The organism is Rhodococcus sp. WY5 (genome assembly GCF_018588185.1).
Lineage (GTDB): Bacteria > Actinomycetota > Actinomycetes > Mycobacteriales > Mycobacteriaceae > Rhodococcus_F > Rhodococcus_F qingshengii.
Window position 1 is genome coordinate 56686 of the sequence record NZ_JAAMPR010000001.1, and the last position, 18892, is coordinate 75577.

The 18892-nt window shown below is 61.9% G+C and carries 15 protein-coding genes; 7 read left to right on the plus strand and 8 right to left on the minus strand.

The window, feature by feature from the left end; translation table 11 throughout:
* Window positions 1–210 precede the first annotated feature (210 nt).
* From G4D79_RS00275 to G4D79_RS00285, 3 genes are all read left to right on the plus strand, one after another.
* Window positions 211–1035, plus strand: coding sequence for a sucrase ferredoxin (locus G4D79_RS00275; RefSeq protein ID WP_235867738.1), 825 nt, complete (start codon window positions 211–213; stop codon window positions 1033–1035).
* Between the two features lie 125 nt (window positions 1036–1160).
* The gene (locus G4D79_RS00280) at window positions 1161–2438 is read left to right on the plus strand and encodes an acyl-CoA dehydrogenase family protein (protein WP_063314974.1); all 1278 of its coding nucleotides are present in this window, start codon (window positions 1161–1163) and stop codon (window positions 2436–2438) included.
* A complete protein-coding gene (locus G4D79_RS00285) occupies window positions 2435–3658 on the plus strand; it encodes an acyl-CoA dehydrogenase family protein (protein ID WP_099697003.1) in 1224 nt (407 codons plus the stop codon). The genes G4D79_RS00280 and G4D79_RS00285 overlap by 4 nt, the downstream gene beginning before the upstream one ends.
* A gap of 128 nt (window positions 3659–3786) precedes the next feature.
* Here the strand turns inward: G4D79_RS00285 and G4D79_RS00290 are convergent, their stop codons facing one another.
* Window positions 3787–5199, minus strand: coding sequence for a C4-dicarboxylate transporter DctA (locus tag G4D79_RS00290; protein WP_007734438.1), 1413 nt, complete (start codon window positions 5197–5199; stop codon window positions 3787–3789).
* Between the two features lie 119 nt (window positions 5200–5318).
* On the opposite strand from G4D79_RS00290, the gene G4D79_RS00295 reads away from it, so the two are divergent.
* Window positions 5319–6905: a sensor histidine kinase gene (locus G4D79_RS00295; protein ID WP_099697004.1), complete on the plus strand. Its 1587-nt coding sequence runs from the start codon at window positions 5319–5321 to the stop codon at window positions 6903–6905.
* Window positions 6902–7591: a response regulator gene (locus G4D79_RS00300; protein ID WP_003945570.1), complete on the plus strand. Its 690-nt coding sequence runs from the start codon at window positions 6902–6904 to the stop codon at window positions 7589–7591. The genes G4D79_RS00295 and G4D79_RS00300 overlap by 4 nt, the downstream gene beginning before the upstream one ends.
* Before the next feature lie 28 nt (window positions 7592–7619).
* Here the strand turns inward: G4D79_RS00300 and G4D79_RS00305 are convergent, their stop codons facing one another.
* The 3 genes from G4D79_RS00305 to G4D79_RS00315 all read right to left on the minus strand — a co-directional run bounded on the left by G4D79_RS00305 (window position 7620) and on the right by G4D79_RS00315 (window position 11814).
* On the minus strand, window positions 7620–9734 hold the full coding sequence (locus tag G4D79_RS00305; protein WP_099697005.1) for a S9 family peptidase: 2115 nt from the start codon (window positions 9732–9734) through the stop codon (window positions 7620–7622).
* Entirely contained in the window at window positions 9731–10624 is an 894-nt protein-coding gene (locus tag G4D79_RS00310) for a phosphoribosylaminoimidazolesuccinocarboxamide synthase (RefSeq protein ID WP_003945463.1), read from the minus strand. The genes G4D79_RS00305 and G4D79_RS00310 overlap by 4 nt, the downstream gene beginning before the upstream one ends.
* A 155-nt stretch (window positions 10625–10779) precedes the next feature.
* Window positions 10780–11814, minus strand: coding sequence for an ABC transporter substrate-binding protein (locus G4D79_RS00315; RefSeq protein WP_080726727.1), 1035 nt, complete (start codon window positions 11812–11814; stop codon window positions 10780–10782).
* Between the two features lie 250 nt (window positions 11815–12064).
* On the opposite strand from G4D79_RS00315, the gene G4D79_RS00320 reads away from it, so the two are divergent.
* Window positions 12065–12997 (plus strand): tyrosine-protein phosphatase, encoded by a 933-nt coding sequence (locus G4D79_RS00320; RefSeq protein WP_054781000.1) that lies wholly within the window; start codon window positions 12065–12067, stop codon window positions 12995–12997.
* A 96-nt stretch (window positions 12998–13093) separates the two neighbouring features.
* On the opposite strand, the gene G4D79_RS00325 is transcribed toward G4D79_RS00320, so the two are convergent.
* The 3 genes from G4D79_RS00325 to fepB all read right to left on the minus strand — a co-directional run bounded on the left by G4D79_RS00325 (window position 13094) and on the right by fepB (window position 16173).
* On the minus strand, window positions 13094–13756 hold the full coding sequence (locus tag G4D79_RS00325; protein WP_003945911.1) for a response regulator transcription factor: 663 nt from the start codon (window positions 13754–13756) through the stop codon (window positions 13094–13096).
* Window positions 13753–15030, minus strand: coding sequence for a sensor histidine kinase (locus tag G4D79_RS00330; protein ID WP_007734428.1), 1278 nt, complete (start codon window positions 15028–15030; stop codon window positions 13753–13755). The genes G4D79_RS00325 and G4D79_RS00330 overlap by 4 nt, the downstream gene beginning before the upstream one ends.
* 147 nt (window positions 15031–15177) lie before the next feature.
* Complete coding sequence (gene fepB, locus G4D79_RS00335; RefSeq protein ID WP_037132295.1) at window positions 15178–16173, minus strand: Fe2+-enterobactin ABC transporter substrate-binding protein; 996 nt, start codon at window positions 16171–16173, stop codon at window positions 15178–15180.
* A 66-nt stretch (window positions 16174–16239) separates the two neighbouring features.
* On the opposite strand from fepB, the gene fes reads away from it, so the two are divergent.
* Window positions 16240–17475, plus strand: a complete 1236-nt coding sequence (gene fes, locus G4D79_RS00340) for an enterochelin esterase (protein ID WP_054188035.1) — start codon at window positions 16240–16242, stop codon at window positions 17473–17475.
* A 13-nt stretch (window positions 17476–17488) separates the two neighbouring features.
* On the opposite strand, the gene G4D79_RS00345 is transcribed toward fes, so the two are convergent.
* Window positions 17489–18877: a DUF1254 domain-containing protein gene (locus G4D79_RS00345; RefSeq protein WP_064688688.1), complete on the minus strand. Its 1389-nt coding sequence runs from the start codon at window positions 18875–18877 to the stop codon at window positions 17489–17491.
* Between the last annotated feature and the right edge of the window lie 15 nt (window positions 18878–18892).

Consider the following 18892-nt stretch of genomic DNA (forward strand, 5'->3'; position numbering starts at 1 on the left):
GGATTCACCATCCAATAGTCTGGTGAGCCTAACCTACGAGACTGGAGCCTCATCATGTCTTCCCTCCCCTGCCACAGCGACGGTGTCCTGGGGAAAGGATCTATGCAGTGCCTTTCGGAATTTGTCGCCAATCCGCAAACCAGTCGACGCCCTCACGCCTGTACACGGCAGTCGTCGACCGCCGGCGAACCTATGGTCGGTCGCGCCGGAATGACACATCTGTGGGTATTGATCGAGCATCCCGGCCCCTGGCCGGCGTCCGCCCCTGACGACATTCTCCCCGTCGCGCTCACCGAAAAGATCTACGCAGCGCAGGGCCGTATCCGTGTCGTGGTGATCCGGCGGACCCGCAACCGCCGGGTGCTCACCCCGACGTGTGTACTCGCCTGGACGGACGGCACACGCCAATGGATGCGGGAAGGGGCGGTCGACCGATACGAGGACCTGTCGGTACTGCCGTTCGAATCGATGGCCACCGGTGCGGAACCCGACTTCGGCCGCTCCCGCACGGAACCACTCTTCGCAGTCTGCACGCATGGAAAGAAGGATGCGTGCTGCGCGGAACTCGGCCGCCCGGTCGTTTCGGCGCTGAACGCGGCACAGATCGCAGATGTGTGGGAATGCAGTCACATCGGCGGAGATCGTTTCGCGGCCAACATGATTGCGTGGCCTGCCGCAGTCTATTTCAGCCGACTGGACGGCAACTCCGCAATCGATGCTGCCGAGAAATACCTAGCCGGAGAATTGGAGCTGCTGCACCTGCGCGGCCGGGCGGCACTGTCACAGGCCGCTCAGGCAGCCGAACATGCTGTCCGACGCGCCACCGACATCGTCGCCACGGACGCACTCGAGAGCATCAGCGAGAGTATGGACGGAGAACACACGACTGTCGATCTTCGGTTGGAGGGGAGAGACTTTCGCGTCGTCGTTCGCTCCGGTCCTCCAGGGCTGCCGTTCCGACATGATTGTGGTGCCGGAGGGACCGTCGAATGGAGCGGATGGACCGTCGAGCACGTTCGCGAGCAACCCCACTGACCACTCGATTTCGACAAGAGTGCCCGGCAGGCCATCGAACCGAGATTTGCGCTGACTGACAACACTTCGAATCAGGTCGCGATGAAGGATCGACGCCCCTGGTGTTTACAGCTTGCATTCTTCCCATGACCACCGCACTGACGCCGAATGCCGTACCCCGGTCTGCTGATCCGATCAAAAGTGAGGTCGACTACGAAACACTGGCAGAGAAATTCCGTCCGATCTTCGCGGACATCGCACAAGGCGTCGTCGAACGCGAACGCGATCACGTGCTTCCCTTCCAACAGATCGACGCGCTCAAGAATGCAGGCTTCGGCGCCGTTCGGGTGCCGACAACACACGGTGGATCGGGTGCGAGCATCCCGCAATTGATCCGCTTACTAGTCGAGCTGTCGAGCGCCGATTCCAATATCACCCAGGCCCTGCGCGGACATTTCGCGTTTGTCGAAGACCGACTGGTCGCCGACCCCGGCCCGGAGCGTGACATCTGGCTCCGACGCTTCGCGGAGGGACAGTTGGTCGGCAACGCATGGACCGAAATCGGCGACGTTGCATTGGGCGAAGCCAACACCAAGGTCTCGCCCGCACCCGATGCCGACCATTTCCTGGCGAACGGGGCAAAGTTCTACAGCACGGGTTCCATCTTCGCCGACTGGATCGACCTGTACTCGCAGCGCACCGACACCGGCGCATTCGTGATCGCGGCGGTCGAGGCGAGACAACCCGGTGTCACACACAGTGACGATTGGAACGGGTTCGGTCAGCAGACGACTGGCTCCGGTTCATCCGTCTACGAGGACGCAATTGTACAGCCGGAGAACATCTTCGACTTCTCGACGCGATTCAAATACCAGACCGCGTTCTACCAATTGTTCCACCTCGCCACTCTCGCCGGCATCGCCAAGGCTGCGACGATCGAGATCTCTCGTCGAGTTGCCTCTCGTACTCGAACCTTCAGTCACGGCAACGCTCCGAGATACGCGCAGGATTCGCAGATCCAGCAAGTTGTCGGCGAGGTGTCCTCTGCTGCCTTTGCAGCCGAGGCCGTTGCACTGCACGCAGCACAGTCGTCCCAATGGGCTTACGAAGCCGCATTCTCCGGCTCGCCGGAGGAAGAGAAAGCCGCCAACATCGCAGCCGAAATCGATTCGGGGCGAGGGCAAGTCGCCTCGATCGGACTCGTCGTGCCGGCCACGGCCAAGATCTTCGACGCACTCGGTGCTTCCGGAGTCAGCCGCGACCTCGATCTCGATCGATTCTGGCGCAACGCCCGCACCGTCGCCAGCCACAATCCGGTCGTCTTCAAATCCAAAGTTGTCGGCGACTACGAAATCAACAGAACCGAACCGATTTACGTGTGGGCCATCGGGACCGCACCGACCGAAAAGGATGAACAGGCATGACCGTGACCAGTGAAACCGAAGTCTTCGTCGGCGTTCCCGAAACATCCGAGGGCTGGATCGACCGGGCTCGCGAGGTGAGCAACATCATTGCCGCCGACGCACTCGCCCGCGACCGAGCCGGCGAACCACCGTTCCGAGAAGTTCAGCTGCTCAAGGACAGTGGTCTTGTGACGCTCCTGGGCCCGGTCGAGTTCGGCGGCGGCGGGCAGCGATGGGAGACCGCCTACAAGGTGGTTCGGGAGATCGCCCGCGCCGACGGCTCCATCGGACAACTGCTCGGATACCACTACCTGTGGGCATGGGCAGCCAGATTGGTCGGAACCGATCCGCAGATCTCCGCTGTCGAGGAGCTGTACACGAGCAACCGATTCTTCTTCGGCGGCGCGGTCAACCCTCGAGACACCGACCTCACCGTCGCGGACCGCGGAGACACCCTGGTGTTCAACGGTGTGAAGTCGTTTTCCACCGGCGGCCGAGTCACCGACCTCACGGTGCTCGAAGGAATCATCGACGGAACTGCGACGCATGTGTTCGCAATCGTGCCGACTGCTCAGGACGGCATAGTCTTCCGCGGTGATTGGGACAATCTCGGGCAGCGCCTCACCGATTCCGGCAGTGTCGAGATCAACGACGTCGAGGTCGACTGGGCAAGTGCGGCAGGCTTTGTCGACAAGGAATTCCAACCTCTGGTCTACAACACCCTGAACTTCCCGGCGATCGAGATCGTGTTCGCCAACTTCTACCTCGGGATCGCTCGTGGCGCACTGGACACTGCCGCCGAGTACACCCGAACCCGTACGCGTCCATGGCCGTACGGCGGTGACAACCGCGAAATCGCAACCGACGAGTGGTACCTCCGTGAGGGCTACGGCGACTTGCAATCCAAGCTGTGGGCAGCGGAGGCCTTCGTGGATCAGGTCAGCCGTGAGGCCGACGCCGTGCTCCACGACGCTCGCGAAAACCTCACCGAGCAGGCTCGCGGCGACCTCGCCGTACGCATCGCGGCCGCAAAACTTCGCGCCGCCGACGTCTCCTTGGAGATCAGCAACAAGATCTTCGAGCTGACCGGTGCCCGAGCCACGTCCAACGACGTCGGCCTGGACATCTACTGGCGCAACATCCGGACGCATACCCTTCACGATCCGCTCGCGTACAAACGCCGTGAAGTCGGTAGTCGTTTTCTGACCGGCGAGATTCCCGAACCGACCTGGTACACCTAGCCACGAACAGAAAAAGACCGTCGCACGGTTGGTGCGGCGGTCTCTTTCATCGTTACGACCAGGATCACTGATCGTAGATCGGGTTCCGCGCCTGCAGCGCAGTCAAACGTTCAGCAGAGCGGACGTTTCTAGTGATGGCTCACGAACGACTGTTTGGTGCCGGTCGGAGCCGTTTCGAGCTTGTGCTGCTCTTCTTCGTCCTCGTCGTCGAGCATCGTGGCTTCGTTGAACGGAATCTTCCCGTCGAGTACCTCGACGACGCGTTCCTTGTCGATCGTCTTGGTCCAGGCGCCGACCAGGAGAGTCGCAACCGCATTGCCCGAGAAGTTGGTGATCGCTCGCGCTTCCGACATGAAGCGGTCGATTCCGACGATGAGTCCGACGCCGTCGAGAAGCTCGGGGCGATGGCTCTGCAGTCCGCCTGCCAGCGTGGCCAGACCGGCGCCGCTGACTCCGGCAGCGCCCTTGGAGGCGATGATCATGAACACCAGCAGCGAGAGCTGTTCACCGAAACCGAGTGGCTGTCCCATGGCGTCGGCGATGAAGATCGAGGCCATGGTCAGGTAGATCGCGGTGCCGTCGAGATTGAACGAGTAGCCCGTGGGAACGACGATGCCCACCGTGGTGCGCTCGACGCCTACGTGCTCCATCTTGGCGATCAGACGCGGCAGTGCCGATTCGGAGGACGACGTGGCGAAGATGAGCAGGTACTCACGGGCCAAGTACTTGACCAGCTTGAAGATGTTGAATCCGGTGACCGCGCGCAGCAGCGTTCCGAGAACACCGAAGACGAAGATCAGGCAGGTCAGGTAGAAGCCGATCATCAGCGTGCCGAGCTGGACGACGGCGTTCAAACCGGTCTGGCCGACGACGCTGGCGATGGCACCGAAAGCACCGATCGGGGCGAGCCAGAGGATCATCGTCAGGATCTTGAACACGAGCTTCTGGATGTATCCGACGGCCTTGAGGATCGGTTCACCCGACTTGCCGAGCGACTGGATCGCGAAGCCGACCAGAAGGGCGACGAACAGAGTCTGCAGCACGCTGCCGGCTGTGAGGGAGGACAGCATCGACGTCGGAATGATGGACGCGATGAAGTCCCAGGTACCGCCCGCGCTGTGGGCCTGATCTGCAAGCTTGGCCACGGAGGCCGCATTGGGCGTGATGTTCAGGCCACTGCCCGGGTTGAGCAGGTTGCCGACGCCCAGGCCGATCGCGAGTGCGATGGTGGACATCCCGATGAAGTAGGCGAGTGCGAGGCCGCCGACCTTGCCGACCTTGGCCGCCGCTCGAACCGAGCCGATGCCGAGCACGATGGTGCAGAAGATGACCGGGCTGATCATCATCTTGATCAGGCTGACGAACAACGTGCCGAGTACACCGACGGACTTACCGAACTCGGGTGCGAGCCAACCGACGAGGATGCCTCCGATGACCGCGACGATGACGCTCATGTAGAGCCAATGCGTCTTGTCGCGCTTTGCCTTGGTGCCCTCGGGCTGTGGGGAACCGTCTACTGTCCCTGTTGCCGTGCTGCTCATGGGGTGTCCTTTGGATCGGATATCTGTGAAGTGATCGGGATCACTTCGAGTCGTGGAGAATTCTTGTTGCAAACAGGTGGGCCCGGAAGTTTGTGTTCATTACGTTCAGGAGGCGCTCGATGGTCGAACGAAAGACCGGCCGACGTATGAGCGTCGCCAGGCAGATCCTGCTCCTGCAATTGGCGTTGTTGGCGCTGGTCATCGGTGTGGGGGCCGCGCTCGCAGTTGTCGACGAACGCCGAGACAGCGACGACGCGATCCGCAGGCAGGTGAGCTCGATAGCGCAGACTCTCGCCCTGTCGGATTCGACGGCGGCAGCCCTGACGAGTCCGGACCCGACCGCGATTCTGCAACCACAGACCGAGAAGATCCGACAGGCAACCGGCGTCGATTTCATCGTGGTGATGGCGCCTGATCGCACTCGGTTCACCCACACGAGCCCGGAGCTGATCGGTCAACTCTTCACCGGGAACATCGACCGCGCACTTGCCGGCGTGACCTTCACAGAGACGTACGCCGGGTCGCTGGGGCCGTCGATCCGCGCAGTCACTCCTGTCTACGATTCCGGCGGAACCTTGGTCGGTCTGGTTTCTGCCGGTGTCACCCGCGAGCAGATCACCAAGCAGTTCGCCCAAAGTGTTCCGGTCATCCTGTTCGTTGCCGGCGGCGGTCTTCTTGCCGCCCTCCTGAGTTCACTTCTGGTGAGTCGGCGTATCCGGCGACAGACCCTGGGGATGGCGCCGGATGAACTGCGCACCATGTACGAACACCACGACGCCGTCCTGCACAGCATCGGTGAGGGTCTGGTGGTGATCGGGCGAGGCCGAAGCAGAGATGCGCGAGTGGATATCGTCAACGACGAAGCGCGTCGCCTCCTCGATCTACCGGACGGGCCCGTGCCACTTTCGTCCATCCCCGAGACCATGCGAGTCGACGACGCCTCTCCCGCGAAGGATCAAGTGCACCTCACCGACAAGCGTGTGCTGGTGGTCAACCAACACCCGGTTGAGTGGGAGGGCAACAGAATTGGCACCGTGCTGACAATTCGCGATCACACCGAATTGCAGAACGTACTCGGGGAATTGGATTCGGTACGCAGTTTTGCCGAGTCGCTTCGATCGCAAGCCCACGAGAGTGCAAATCGTCTGCACACGATCATCACGATGGTCGAGTTGGGCCGGAACGAAGACGCAGTGGCCTTCGCCACCAATGAATTGCGAGTGTCCCAACAGTTGATAGATCGTCTGATGAATGCGGTCCACGAGCCGGCGCTCGCCGCACTGCTGCTCGGGAAAATGAGTGAAGCGGCCGAACGCGGGGTCGACCTGACCATCACCGAAGACACCGCGCTCGGTCCGGTTCCTTCGCTCAATGCACGCGAGTTGGTCACGCTGGTCGGCAATCTCGTGGACAATGCTATTGACGCATCGCGCGCGAGCGAGTCTCCGTGGGTGGAAGTGACGGTAATGGAAGAGGATTCGATGATGGTTGTTGCCGTCGCCGACAGCGGCCCGGGAATGACACCCGAAGCACTCGAAAAGGCCAAGGGCCGTGGCTACTCCACAAAATCCGGCTCTCGCGGACTCGGTCTCGCACTGGTCTCTCAAGTTGTGAAACGGCACGGCGGCACGCTCACCAGCGAGCCGGCGATGGGCTCCATGCTGGTTGTCCGTATCCCGCTGCGCGAGGTGGAAGCACCGCGATGATCCGTGTGCTGATAGTCGACGACGAACCGTTGATCGCCCAGGCGCACCGTTCGTACGTCGAGCGTGTGCCGGAATTCGTGGTCCACGGCGTGGTTCATTCCGGGAACGCCGCCGTGCGTGCAGTTACGGCGGCCAACGCCACCGACCAGCCCATCGACCTGGTCCTGCTCGACATCGGGTTGCCCGACGCCAGCGGTCTCGACGTGGCTTCCGCCCTGGGCGGTTTGCGGCCCAGTCCGGACATCATCGCGGTTACCTCGGCGCGCGATCTGGAGGTGGTCCGAAGCGCCGTGGCTCGCGGGATCGTCCTCTATCTTCTCAAGCCGTTCACTTTCGCAGCATTCCGCGACAAGCTCGAGCGCTACCTCGAATATCGTGCAGCGCTTCCCGCTGGAGAGTCTGCGGTCAGTCAACACGACATCGACCGCGCGATGTCTGCGCTACGAACGTCCGACGATCGAGCAGCGGCACCGAAAGGCTTTGCGTCTCAAACACTCGGACTCGTCGCAGCGTCTGTCCGGGATTCTGAGGGACCCGTGACCGCTGCAGAGGTGGCAGCATCGGTCGGCGTGTCCCGGGTGACAGCCTGGCGCTACCTGGAAAAGCTGGCAGACGACGGCATGCTCACCCGGGAGACCGAGTACGGGCGCGCTGGGCGCCCTCAAGTTCGTTACCGCAGAACCTGATTGACGCAGAACCAGATTGACACCGGAGCTAGTTCGCACCCACGGTGTCCAGCACCCAGGCGAACTCGAACGCGACCTCTTTCCACTTCTCGTACCGACCGCTGACACCGCCGTGTCCGGCGCTCATCTCGGTCTTGAGAAGTAGCGGAGCATCACCGGTCTTGGTGGCGCGCAGTTTTGCGACCCACTTGGCCGGCTCCACGTACAGAACACGGGTGTCGTTGATGCTCGTGATCGCAAGAATGGCGGGATAGTCCTTGGCTTCCACGTTCTCGTACGGGCTGTACGAGCGCATGTAGTCGTAGACGTCCTTGTTGTGCAGCGGATCTCCCCATTCGTCCCACTCGATGACCGTCAACGGCAGCGACGGATCGAGAATCGACGTCAACGGGTCGACAAACGGAACATTGGCGAGAATGCCGGCAAACAGTTCCGGAGCGATGTTGGCGACAGCGCCCATCAGCAATCCACCTGCACTACCGCCGTCGGCAACCATCCGGTCGGCCGACGTGACACCGGTGTCGATCAAATGCTTTGCGCAAGAGACAAAATCGGTGAAGGTGTTCTTCTTGGTGAGCGTCTTGCCGTTTTCGTACCAGTGACGACCCATCTCGCCGCCGCCGCGCACGTGTGCGACGACGAAGACGACACCGCGATCGAGCAACGACAAGCGGGCAACCGAGAACGACGGGTCGATGCTCGCCTCGTAGGAACCGTAGCCGTACAACAGCAGCGGCGCGGGACCTTCCGGCGCACCTACGCGCCTCACGATCGAGAGCGGAATGCGGGTTCCGTCGTCGGCTACTGCCCAGTCGCGACGCTGCTCGTAGTTACTCGCATCGAAGTCACCGAGAACAGGCTGCGACTTGCGCAGTGCCAGTTCACCACTGGCGACGTAGTAGTCGTACACCTGCCCGGGAGTGATGAACGACGTGAAGCCGAGCCGGATGGTGGGCTGCGCCCATTCCGGGTTGGACCCCATGCCGATGCTGAAGAGTTCTTCGTCGAAGTCGATCTCGTGGCGTTCGCCGTAGCCGTCATCCGTCAACGGCCACACGGCAACCCGAGTGAGCGCCTCGCGGCGGTAGCTCAGGACGAGGTGTCCGGCAAAGGCTTCGGCTTCTTCCAGCCGAACGTCGGCGCTGTGCTCGATCAGCATCGTCATGTTCGTCGGATCCGACACGGGAGCTTCCACCAACACGAAGTTCTCGGCCTTGATGCCGTCGACGACGTCGTTGTGGAGAATGAGGAAACGGTCCTCTCCCCCGATCACGGCGTGCTCGGCCCCGTACTCGACGCCCTCGCGACGTGGGATGATGACGCGGAATTCGCCTTCCGGGTTCGCCGATTCCAGCATCCAGCCTTCGCTGGTCACCTTGGAACCGACCCAGATCATCAGGTACTTCTCACTGCGGGTGGACCCCACCGAAACCCAGTACCGTTCGTCGGGCTCGTGGAACACCGAAACATCTTTACTCTGCGGCGTTCCCAGCTTGTGACGCCACACCGTGTCCGGACGCCAGGAGTCGTCGACCGTCATGTAGAAGACGTGACTGTGGTCGATCGCCCAGGTGGCGCCAGGCGCGGTATCGGGAATCTCGTCGGCGAGCATCTCACCGGTCTCGAGGTTCTTGAACCGCAAGGTGTACCGCTCGTCGCCGACGATGTCCACCGAGTACGCGAGCAACGTGCCGTCCTCGCTGATGGAGAACGCGCCGAGCGAAAAGAACTCGTGCCCTTCGGCTTCGACGTTACCGTCCATGAGGATCTGCTCGTCGGCCAGCTCGACGCCGGGCGTCAGGTCGGGCGGAGTCCAGTCGTCTTCACCGGCGATGGGGCACCGGCACTGGACGGTGTACGACTTGCCTTCCACGCTGCGCGAGTAGTACCACCACTTACCCATGCGCGTGGGCACCGACATGTCGGTTTCCTGCGTCCGCGACTTGATCTCCTGGAAGATCTTCTCGCGCAACGGCTCGAGCGCGGCCGTCTGCTCGTCGGTGTACGCGTTTTCGGCTTCGAGGTATGCGACTACCTCGGCGTTGTCCTTGTCCCGCAGCCACTCGTAGTCATCGACGAACGTGTGTCCGTGATGGGTACGTTCGGCGGGGACCTTCTTTGCGACCGGCGGGATCAGGCTCATGCGCTGGGACCGACCCAATCGTCGAAGGACAGACCGGAAATGCGCTCGTACGCCTCGATGTAGCGTGCCCGGGTCGCGTCGACGATCTCCTGCGGCAACGGCGGCGGTGTCGTGTCCGAGCTACGGTCCCAGCCGGATTCGGGGCTCGTGAGCCAGTCGCGCACGAACTGCTTGTCGAAACTGGGCTGCACCTTGCCCGCTTCGTAGCCTTCGAGAGGCCAGTAGCGCGACGAGTCGGGGGTGAGCACCTCGTCGGCGAGCACGAGGTTTCCAGCGGAGTCGAGACCGAATTCGAGCTTGGTGTCGGCAAGGATGATTCCGCGATCGGCTGCGAAGTTGGAGGCGCGGGCATAGACGTCGAGAGTGTCCTCGCGAAGCTGCACTGCCAGCTTCTGGCCGACCTTCTCCACTACCTGATCGAAGCTGATGTTCTCGTCGTGATCCCCGAGAGCCGCCTTGGACGCCGGGGTGAAGATCGGGTCGGGCAGACGCGACGCCTCGACGAGGCCCTCGGGCAACGCGACGCCGCACACTGCGCCGGTGTTGTTGTAGTCGACCAAGCCGGAGCCGGTGAGGAAGCCACGAACGACGCATTCGACGGGAACCATGTCGAGGGAGCGCACGACGAGAGCGCGGCCGAGTACCTCTTCCGGGATACGATCGTCGTCGGGCTCGCCGGCCAGGTGGTTGGTGCCACCGAGGACGTTGAAGAAGAACACGCTCATCGCGGTGAGCACGCGACCCTTGTCCGGGATCGGTGTGCTGAGCACGTGGTCGTAGGCCGAGATCCGATCACTCGCGACAAGCAGCAGATGCTCGTCGTCGATCGTGTAAAGGTCACGGACCTTGCCACCGGCCAGATGAGTGTAGGAATCAAGTGTAGGACGCACCCGGTCACCCTATCGGGCGTTCGCAGTTCGTACAGAACCCCGGTAGCCGGGACAGGTAAGCGTCCTCGCCGTTCGGAGAGCTGTCCGCCCTGCTCATCCGGATATGCAGGTGGCCCCTCGCCATCAGGCGAGAGGCCACCGTCACAGTCGATGAACTACTGGTTTGCGGGCAGCTTCGACAGGCCCTCGTCGATCGAATCCAGCGTCAGAAGGGCCGTCTGATAGGTCGCGGCCAGCGAATGCTGGACCTGGACGACGTTGCCGGCCTTCACTGCGGGCAATTCCTTCCACAGCTCGGAATTGACCAGCTCCTGCAACTGCGGAGACATCGAGCCGTCGGCGTTGAGGCCGTAGACGATCACGTCGACATTTCCGAGATTTTCGCCGATCTTCTCGATGGATACCTGTTCGACGTGGATGTCGGCGGGGTCTGCGGGGGTGCCGGGGAACTGCAGTCCGAGTCCGTCGAAGAGATTGGTCGTGTACGAGGACGCGTACTCGCGTGAGAAGGTGCCGGCTTCCGGCTTGCAGACGTTGCACACGCCGCCGAAGGTCAGCGAGCCGAGCTTGTCCTTGTACTTCGCGGCCAGTTCGGCGGTTTTGGCGTCGTAGTCGTCCTTGAACTCGCCGTAGTTGCCGGAGACATTCGCGGCATCGGCGAACTGCTCGCCCAGCACTCGCCAATCAGCAGGAACCGTCGGTCCCAGGAAGACGACGGGAGCGGCCGCCTCGAGCTGCGCCATGTCCAGCTGGCTTTCGACTCGAGCGGGAACGCCCATGATGATCAGATCGGGCTCGGCAGCGACGATTCCCTCGTAGTTGAGCTGGGAGACGTTGCCGTCGGGCGCGACCTTCGGCAGAGCTTCGTAAGCGGCCTTGGTCTTGTCGTCCATGTTGCCGAGTTCACGGGTCCACTCACATACTGCTGCCAGGTTCGCTCCCGCCTGAATCAGCGGCAGAACTGCGTATCCGCAGGCCACGATCCGTTGCGGGTCGCTCGGGATCTCGATGGATCCGTTCTGTGCCTCGAAGACACGGGTCGGCGAGCTCGCGGCTGTCGTCGACGATTCGGACGACGCCTCCTCGGAGTTGCTGCAGCCGGCGACGCCGACCGCCAGCGCAGCTGCTGCGCCGATCACCACTGCGCGGCGAAACCGCGACAGACCTTGAACCCGCATGTTGAACTCCATCTGAACGCACCGGACTGCTCCGGAATTGATTTGGTGAGGCTAACCAATATCAGGGCACTGGACCTTTACACAAACAAAGGTCCCGAGGAATGAACTGCGCCTCCCGAGCCGCCCACGCTCACAGCAGCACGCCTCCCACTGAGAGGGAGCAAAGCAAGATTCCTCTCGAATCGGACACGCGAACTCGCTACCTTGCCTTCGCGATACCTCATCGACTCGCCACTCTCTCCGCTCGACGAAGGGCTCACACATGTCCCGATCCACCCGTACCTGCTCACTACGGTCTGCCGCGGCCATTGCGTTGACCAGTAGCTTTCTCATCACCGGTTTCGGCGCCTCGATCGCGCAGGCCGAACCTGGCCCCTCGGCTCCGCTGTTCGGCTCGCTGGATTTCGGATCCAGCAACTTCGGCAGTTCCGAGCAGACCCCAGATGCGCCGCGGCTGACCGGGATCGACAATTTCCGCGACGTCGCAGGCACCGGCGCCGGATACTCGGGAACTTTCGGCCTGCCCGTGAACAAGGGAGTCTTCTACCGCGCGAACGCGATCACGCCCAAGGGCGATGACATGAGCAATCTCGAAAAGCTGGGACTGACAAAGGTTTACGATCTGCGCACGGAACCCGAGATCGCCAGTAAGCCCGATGTCTTGCCCGACGGGGTTGCGTACGAGAACATTCCGATCCTGTCCGGGAACATCGCCGAGATGATCGCGAAGATCAAGTCCCCCGAGGACTCACGATCGATGATGCAGGACATGAACCGCGCCTTCGTCACCGGAGCGACGGAGCGAGCCGGGTTCGCGCAGTTGCTCACGGGTCTCGCGGAAACCGAAGGTGCACAGGTCTTCCACTGCACCGCAGGCAAAGACCGCACCGGCTGGACGTCGTTTCTGCTGCTGAGTATCGCCGGTGTCGACCGCTCGGTGATCATGAACGACTACTTGCTGACCAACGAGTACACAGCCGAAGGCATGAAGGCCACGCGCGCGGGCATCGCGGCGAGCCTGGGCGAACAGATGGCCGTCAACATGGAGCCTCTGTTGGGTGTCGAGGCAAGCTATCTCGATGCCGGTCTCGCCCAGTTGGACCAGACCTACGGGTCGGTCGATCGGTACCTGACCGAGGGCCTGGGTCTGAGCCCGGCGACTGTCATGACGCTCAAAGCCAAACTGCTGGGCTGAGTGGCACGGATGCCCCGGGTTCGACGAGGGATCGGACCCGGGGCACGTGTACTTCTCTGCCCGTGCCGCGGCGGATGCGCCGCAGCGTCCCGTGCGTCAGCGCGATACGGCGATCACGTTGTTTCGGTACGCCCAGATGACGATCTGCACACGGGTACGCACCTGCAGCTTCTTGCAGATGTTGCTGATGTGCGACTTCACCGTGCTCTGTTCGAGGCTGAGGGAATCTGCGATGTCGTTGTTTCCCAAGCCTTGTGACAGCAACTGCACCACATCCATCTCACGCGCACTGAGACCGTGATCCGATCCGGAGCGCGCCGTGGACATCGGTGCCGGCTTGCGCCTCGCGAACTCCACGATCAGTCTCGACGTCAATCTCGGCGAGAGCACCGAACCACCTTCGGCCACGGTCAACACTGCCGACGAGAGCTCTTCGGGATCGGCGTCTTTGAGCAAGAACCCTGCGGCACCGCTGTCGAGCGCCTCGAAAACGTACTCGTCGAGATCGAACGTGGTGATCACGATGACGCGGGTCCCGGGAAACTCGGCAAGGACCTCCCGGGTCGCAGTCAACCCGTCGCCGTGCGGCATTCGGATATCCATCAGCACGACGTCCGGACGCAGTGCACGCACCTGCTCGTACGCCTCGACTCCCGTCTTGGCATGCCCGACGACGCGAATCTCGGGGTGACCGGAGAGAAACAGCTCGAACCCCTGCCGTACCACCTGCTGGTCGTCTGCAATAAGGACATCGATCATGCGTTGATCCTCCCGTTCACCGGCACCAGTGCCTGCACAGCCCACTCACCTTCCGAATTCGGTCCGGCGTCCAGTTGACCACCCATGAGCGTCGCGCGTTCGCGCATTCCCACAATTCCGAGGTTTTGCCCGTCGGAGGCCGGGCGAGCATTCCCGAGAGTATTGACCACCCGTACCCTCACCGCACCGGCTTCTCGACTCAGACACACCTTGGACTCGCTACCCGGCGCATGGCGAAGGACGTTCGACAACGCCTCCTGCACGATGCGGTAACACGTCAACTGGACTCCGCTGTCCAGGTCGTCGAAGCGGCCGACCTTCTCCAACGAGATCGACGAGATGGTGCGCTTGCAGTCGTCCACCAACTCGTCGATGTCGGAGACCATGGGCGTCGGGAAATCGGGGTCTTCCTCACCCAGGCGAAGTATCCCCACGATCTGCCGCAAGCTGTTGAGGGCCCGCTGTCCCTGCTCGATGACGCCCCCCAGAAGGGCTTGTGCTTGTTCGGGATTGCTCGAGAAGAACTTGTCGGCGGCACGAGCCTGGATGATCATGCCGGTCATGTGGTGGGCAGCGACATCGTGCAGTTCACGTGCCATGTCCTGCCGTTCGGCGACAACGGCATTCGCAATCTTGCGTTCGCGGTCCCGGTGCAGATCCGCTACTGCCTGACTGTTCTCCACTGCTTGTTTTCGCAGGCGCGCGACGATCTTTCCCATGGCTGCGACGACCAGAAAACTCGTGACGGTGTTTGCCGCCGGTTCGAGGAACAAGTGAGGCAACTCCCCCACCTGAACCTCGGCGACCGTCAGCCCGTCCCGTTCGGTGAGATACATCGCCAAGATCACGTCCATCGCCATTCCGAGGACCAGCAGTCCGACCAGGCGCATGCCTGTCACTCGGATGGACACTGCCATGATCGCGAACCAGAAAAGCGGCGTGGCCCCCAGCGATCGACTGCCGAGGAAGAGCATCAATCCGCCGGATCCTGCCAACGTCAGGAGGTAGTACGCGATCGGGTACCGCCGGCGCGCACACGCCACAACGGTCAACACCGTCAGGAAACCCATGATGCCGACGACGGTTCCCGGATCGCTCAGCACTCGATTGCTCGTCTCGGGTTCAGTCTTGAGACTGGCGAGACCGAACACCCACGGCACACTCAGCAGGCCGACGATCACGGCCGCCGTGGCCGGGTTGTTCAGGTTGAAACGTCCCCACCCTCGCGATGCCAGGGCTTGCCCCGGGGCATTCTGACCAGCCGAGTCGAACATCCACTCCCCATTCCGCATCCGATGATTGACGTTCATGGTGGCATGCGCGCACCACTTGGTCCCACATTCGGCGAACGTGAAGGGAATGTTCGATTCCCGGCTCCTACCAAAGCACTAGTTGAAGGTGAAAGGCCTAGTACTTATGGCTCAGCTGAACTGCTCGACCAACCGGTTCACCATGTTGGTTGCGCTGTAGTAGTCGAGACGGAAGGTGTCCAGACCCACGGCATAGACGTGGTGATCACGAATTGCCGGATGCTGGGCCAACAGTGGAAGTGCCTCGACCGCCTTCACCGCACCGTCGTCGGCACTGACCAAGATCAGGGTGTTGCCCGCGATACCGTCGTAGAGGTTCTCCGCCGAGACCTGAATGATGTCCTTGCGCTTACCCATGGATTCACTGCTCTTCGCGGACTCGGGAATGTCGGCGACCGTGAAACCCATCGCCGTGAGCAACTTCGCCTGCCCCGACTCGTGCGTCCAGATATTGGCGCCGCTGCCGTCCTCGTAGTAGACCAGCGCAGTGGTCGGCTGCGGGGGAAGTGTGATCTTGGCCTTCGCGGCCTCTACTGCGCTGTCGAACTTCGCGACCGTGGCCGCCGCGTTGTCTTCGAGACCTGTCGCCTTACCCAGCACAGCGGCGACTTCCTGCCAACTACTTCCGCCGTAGTCCACCACGATTGTCGGCGCGATGGCCGTGAACTGTTCGTACAGATCGACGACGGAGTCACCTCCAGTTGCCGAGACGACGATCAGGTCCGGGTTCTGCGCCAGAACGGATTCCGCGTTCGCACCGCCCATCGGCAACACTGCAAGTCCGCGTTCTTCTGCTATGTCGCCCCACTGTGTGAACAACCCCTGCGCATCCGAGACGTCGGTGTTCGGTCCCGTCGATGCGGTAGCCACCACCGGAGCGTCGATCGACAACAGCGTGCCCGTCAGCGTCACACTGGTCGAGACGATCCTCTCCGGCTTCGACGTGATCTCCACCGGCCCCTTCGGCGTTTCCACGGTACGCGGCCAATTACCCTGCGATGCAGCTGAGTCAGCATCGGAATCGGCATCCGCAGAACTACAACCGACGAGGGCGAACCCTGCTACCAAGACTGCGGAGAGCACCTTCAGGGTGCGTGATTTTTTCATTGTGACGCCCACTGGCGGACCACTCCTCGAATTCAAAAGCCCATCAAATTAGGTTAGGCTGTGCTCATGCTAACTCAGGCGGTGACCGAATTGTCCGCTACCCTCGCAGCCTCGCCCGACATCGAGACGTCCTGGAATCGGATAGTGCAACAAGGAACGCCGATCATCGAAAGCATTGATACACAGACTGTTCGAGTTACGTTCCTCTGGCGTCAGCCCGAGGAGACCGAGGTCGAGCGCGTTTACCTGGATGCAAATTCGCTGACCGACCATCACGCAGAACAACTCAGCGTGATGCAGCGACTCGGCGACAGTCCGGTGTGGTTCTACACCGCCGAAGTCTCGAACACCTGGCGTAGTAGTTACAGCATCATCCCGGTACCGAAGTCCGTAGTCGACGAGTTCGACTATCCGGGAGCAGGCAAGGAAGACTCGACCCGCCGCACCCGCTGGTTGGGGTTGCTCGAGCACCGAATTGCCGACCCACTCAATCCGCTTTCCGCAGGTGTGGACACAAGGCGTTCCGTCGCCGAGATGCCCTTGGCGCCGGTCCAGTTCGGTTGGGATGCTCCAGTTTTCAGGAAGTCGGTACAGCTCACCTGGGCTAGTTCGACTTTGGACGTCGAGCGGCCGGTGTGGATCTACGAGACCGTGGACGACGGATTGACACCGCTCGAAGAACGGCCGCTCGTGATACTTCTCGACGGGCGCCACTGGGCCGAGGTCATGCCGGCAGGCGCCGCCTTCGATCGTGCGGTCCAGACCGGCAAACTGAAATCCTGCGTTCTGCTTGCCATCGATTCCGTTGACAATCAACGCCGTTCGCAGGAATTGCCGTGCAACCGCGACTACTGGAGTGCAGTCGTCGACGAACTGCTTCCGCAGGTGCGCGCCGTCACACCTTTCTCGTCTGATCGAACGCGAACGGTGGTCTCGGGGCAGAGCTTCGGCGGCCTGGCTTCGATGTTCGCAGCACTCGAATTCCCCGAACACTTCGCGCTGGTCGCCAGCGGGTCCGGTTCGTTCTGGTGGCCAACCGGCTTGAAGCGCGGGGAAGACGGCCCGCCGGGTGGAGACATAGCCGCACGGATCGAGCGCGACGGCGTACCGGACGGTTTACGCGTTGTCCTCGAAGTAGGTAAGCACGAGTCCGACATGGTCGGGCACAGCGCAGCGGTCGCACAGGCGCTGGAGGCCGCAGGAGCGCAAGTGTCGTGTCGGATCTTCGACGGCGGCCACGACTGGTTGTGCTGGCGCAGTGTCCTTCTGGACTCCGTTGTCGAACTGATCGGCAGTCCGTGAGACAGACCACGCTCTAGGCCGGCTCGATGTCACCAAGCTTCCAAGTCCGATCGAAATATGGTTCGAGCGGTCCGTAGAAGCGGAAGTACGAGAACCAGTGCTGACCCACAATGGTCTGAACCCAATTGGGTTCCTTCCCTACCGGAGTTGTAGGTCCGTAGTAGAGATCCACCGAACCGTCCTCGTTGACAACAAGATCGGGATCTCGCGAGCCACGGTCGCCTCGGCCCTGCTGGTTGTCGACAAGGCAGCGTGTGTCGACCGAGTAGACCGTCGCGGACCAGAACAACTTTGCCGGGACATCGGCGGGTACGTGGAGTGTGTAACTCTTTCCTCCGTCCAACCAGTGCCCCTCGGCGTCGGCGTAGCTACCCAGATATGCCTGCCCGAGTCCGGGCGTCGTACTCTTCATCGCCTCGGAGAAGGTGACCGCCTCGTAGAACCACGACGCGCGTTCGTAGAACTCGTCGTAGTTGTCCCCTCGCTGAGCTGAGTTGTCCAGGACAATCGCCAAGTCCCACTGGCGATCCGGCCAGTAGCGCGAACCGGGGAAGCGTTTGACGAACGCATTCGCCTGGGCGAACACCTCCCCCACTTCGACGGCCCGTCGCAAGATCTTTCTCACTCGATCATCCGGGGCGAAGGGCTTGCCCTTCTCAATCCCCAGCTGCCGAAGCCACGCCATCGGGAAGCGGTCGCGCTCTTCGACAGGTTCGTCCTGCACGATGTCGTGCAGGAGTTCCCAGTATCGAAGGTCTCGCGGCTGAATTCCGCTCCAGGGCTTGCCGTCCGGTGAGACCAGACGCGTCGGACTCGGATTCTCACGATCGGAGTACGGGTACACCCGGACGGCGTCGACCAACGTGTCCGAGCGCGCCGGGTCGGGATCGAGCGTGCGGAAGCCGAACATGATGTGCATCATCGGGGAGTGGACAACGGTGTAATCACCTGTGTCCTCGACACTCTGGCCTGGGCCGACTACCAGGGTCTTGCCACCCTTGCCTGCATCGGGGCCCATCTCACCGAGCACCGCGAATTCTCGTTGCCAGAAATCTGCGATGCCCCCGGCGGTCGGCCCTGGCGGCAATTCGATCACCAACGGCCCCGTTGCACCGAGATCGAAAAAGTTCAAGATGTACGGAGTCGTCGCGTTGGCGGTGATCAGGCCTAGTCGGTCACGATATGAGCGGTAGACGACGATATCGGAGGCAGTTGCTCCGAAGGTGTTGGTATGCACGTCCATCCACTGAGCCCAGGACACGATGGGTATGGCCCACAAGTACGCCTGCACTGCTGTTTGGAAGTCGAGCTCGTCGAAGACCGTTGCGATGGTTTCGCGAGCGGGAAGCTCTCCGTCCCTCGGGACAAGTCCGGAGGAATACGTCAGTTCGATGTCGGCCATACCCAGATGGTGCTG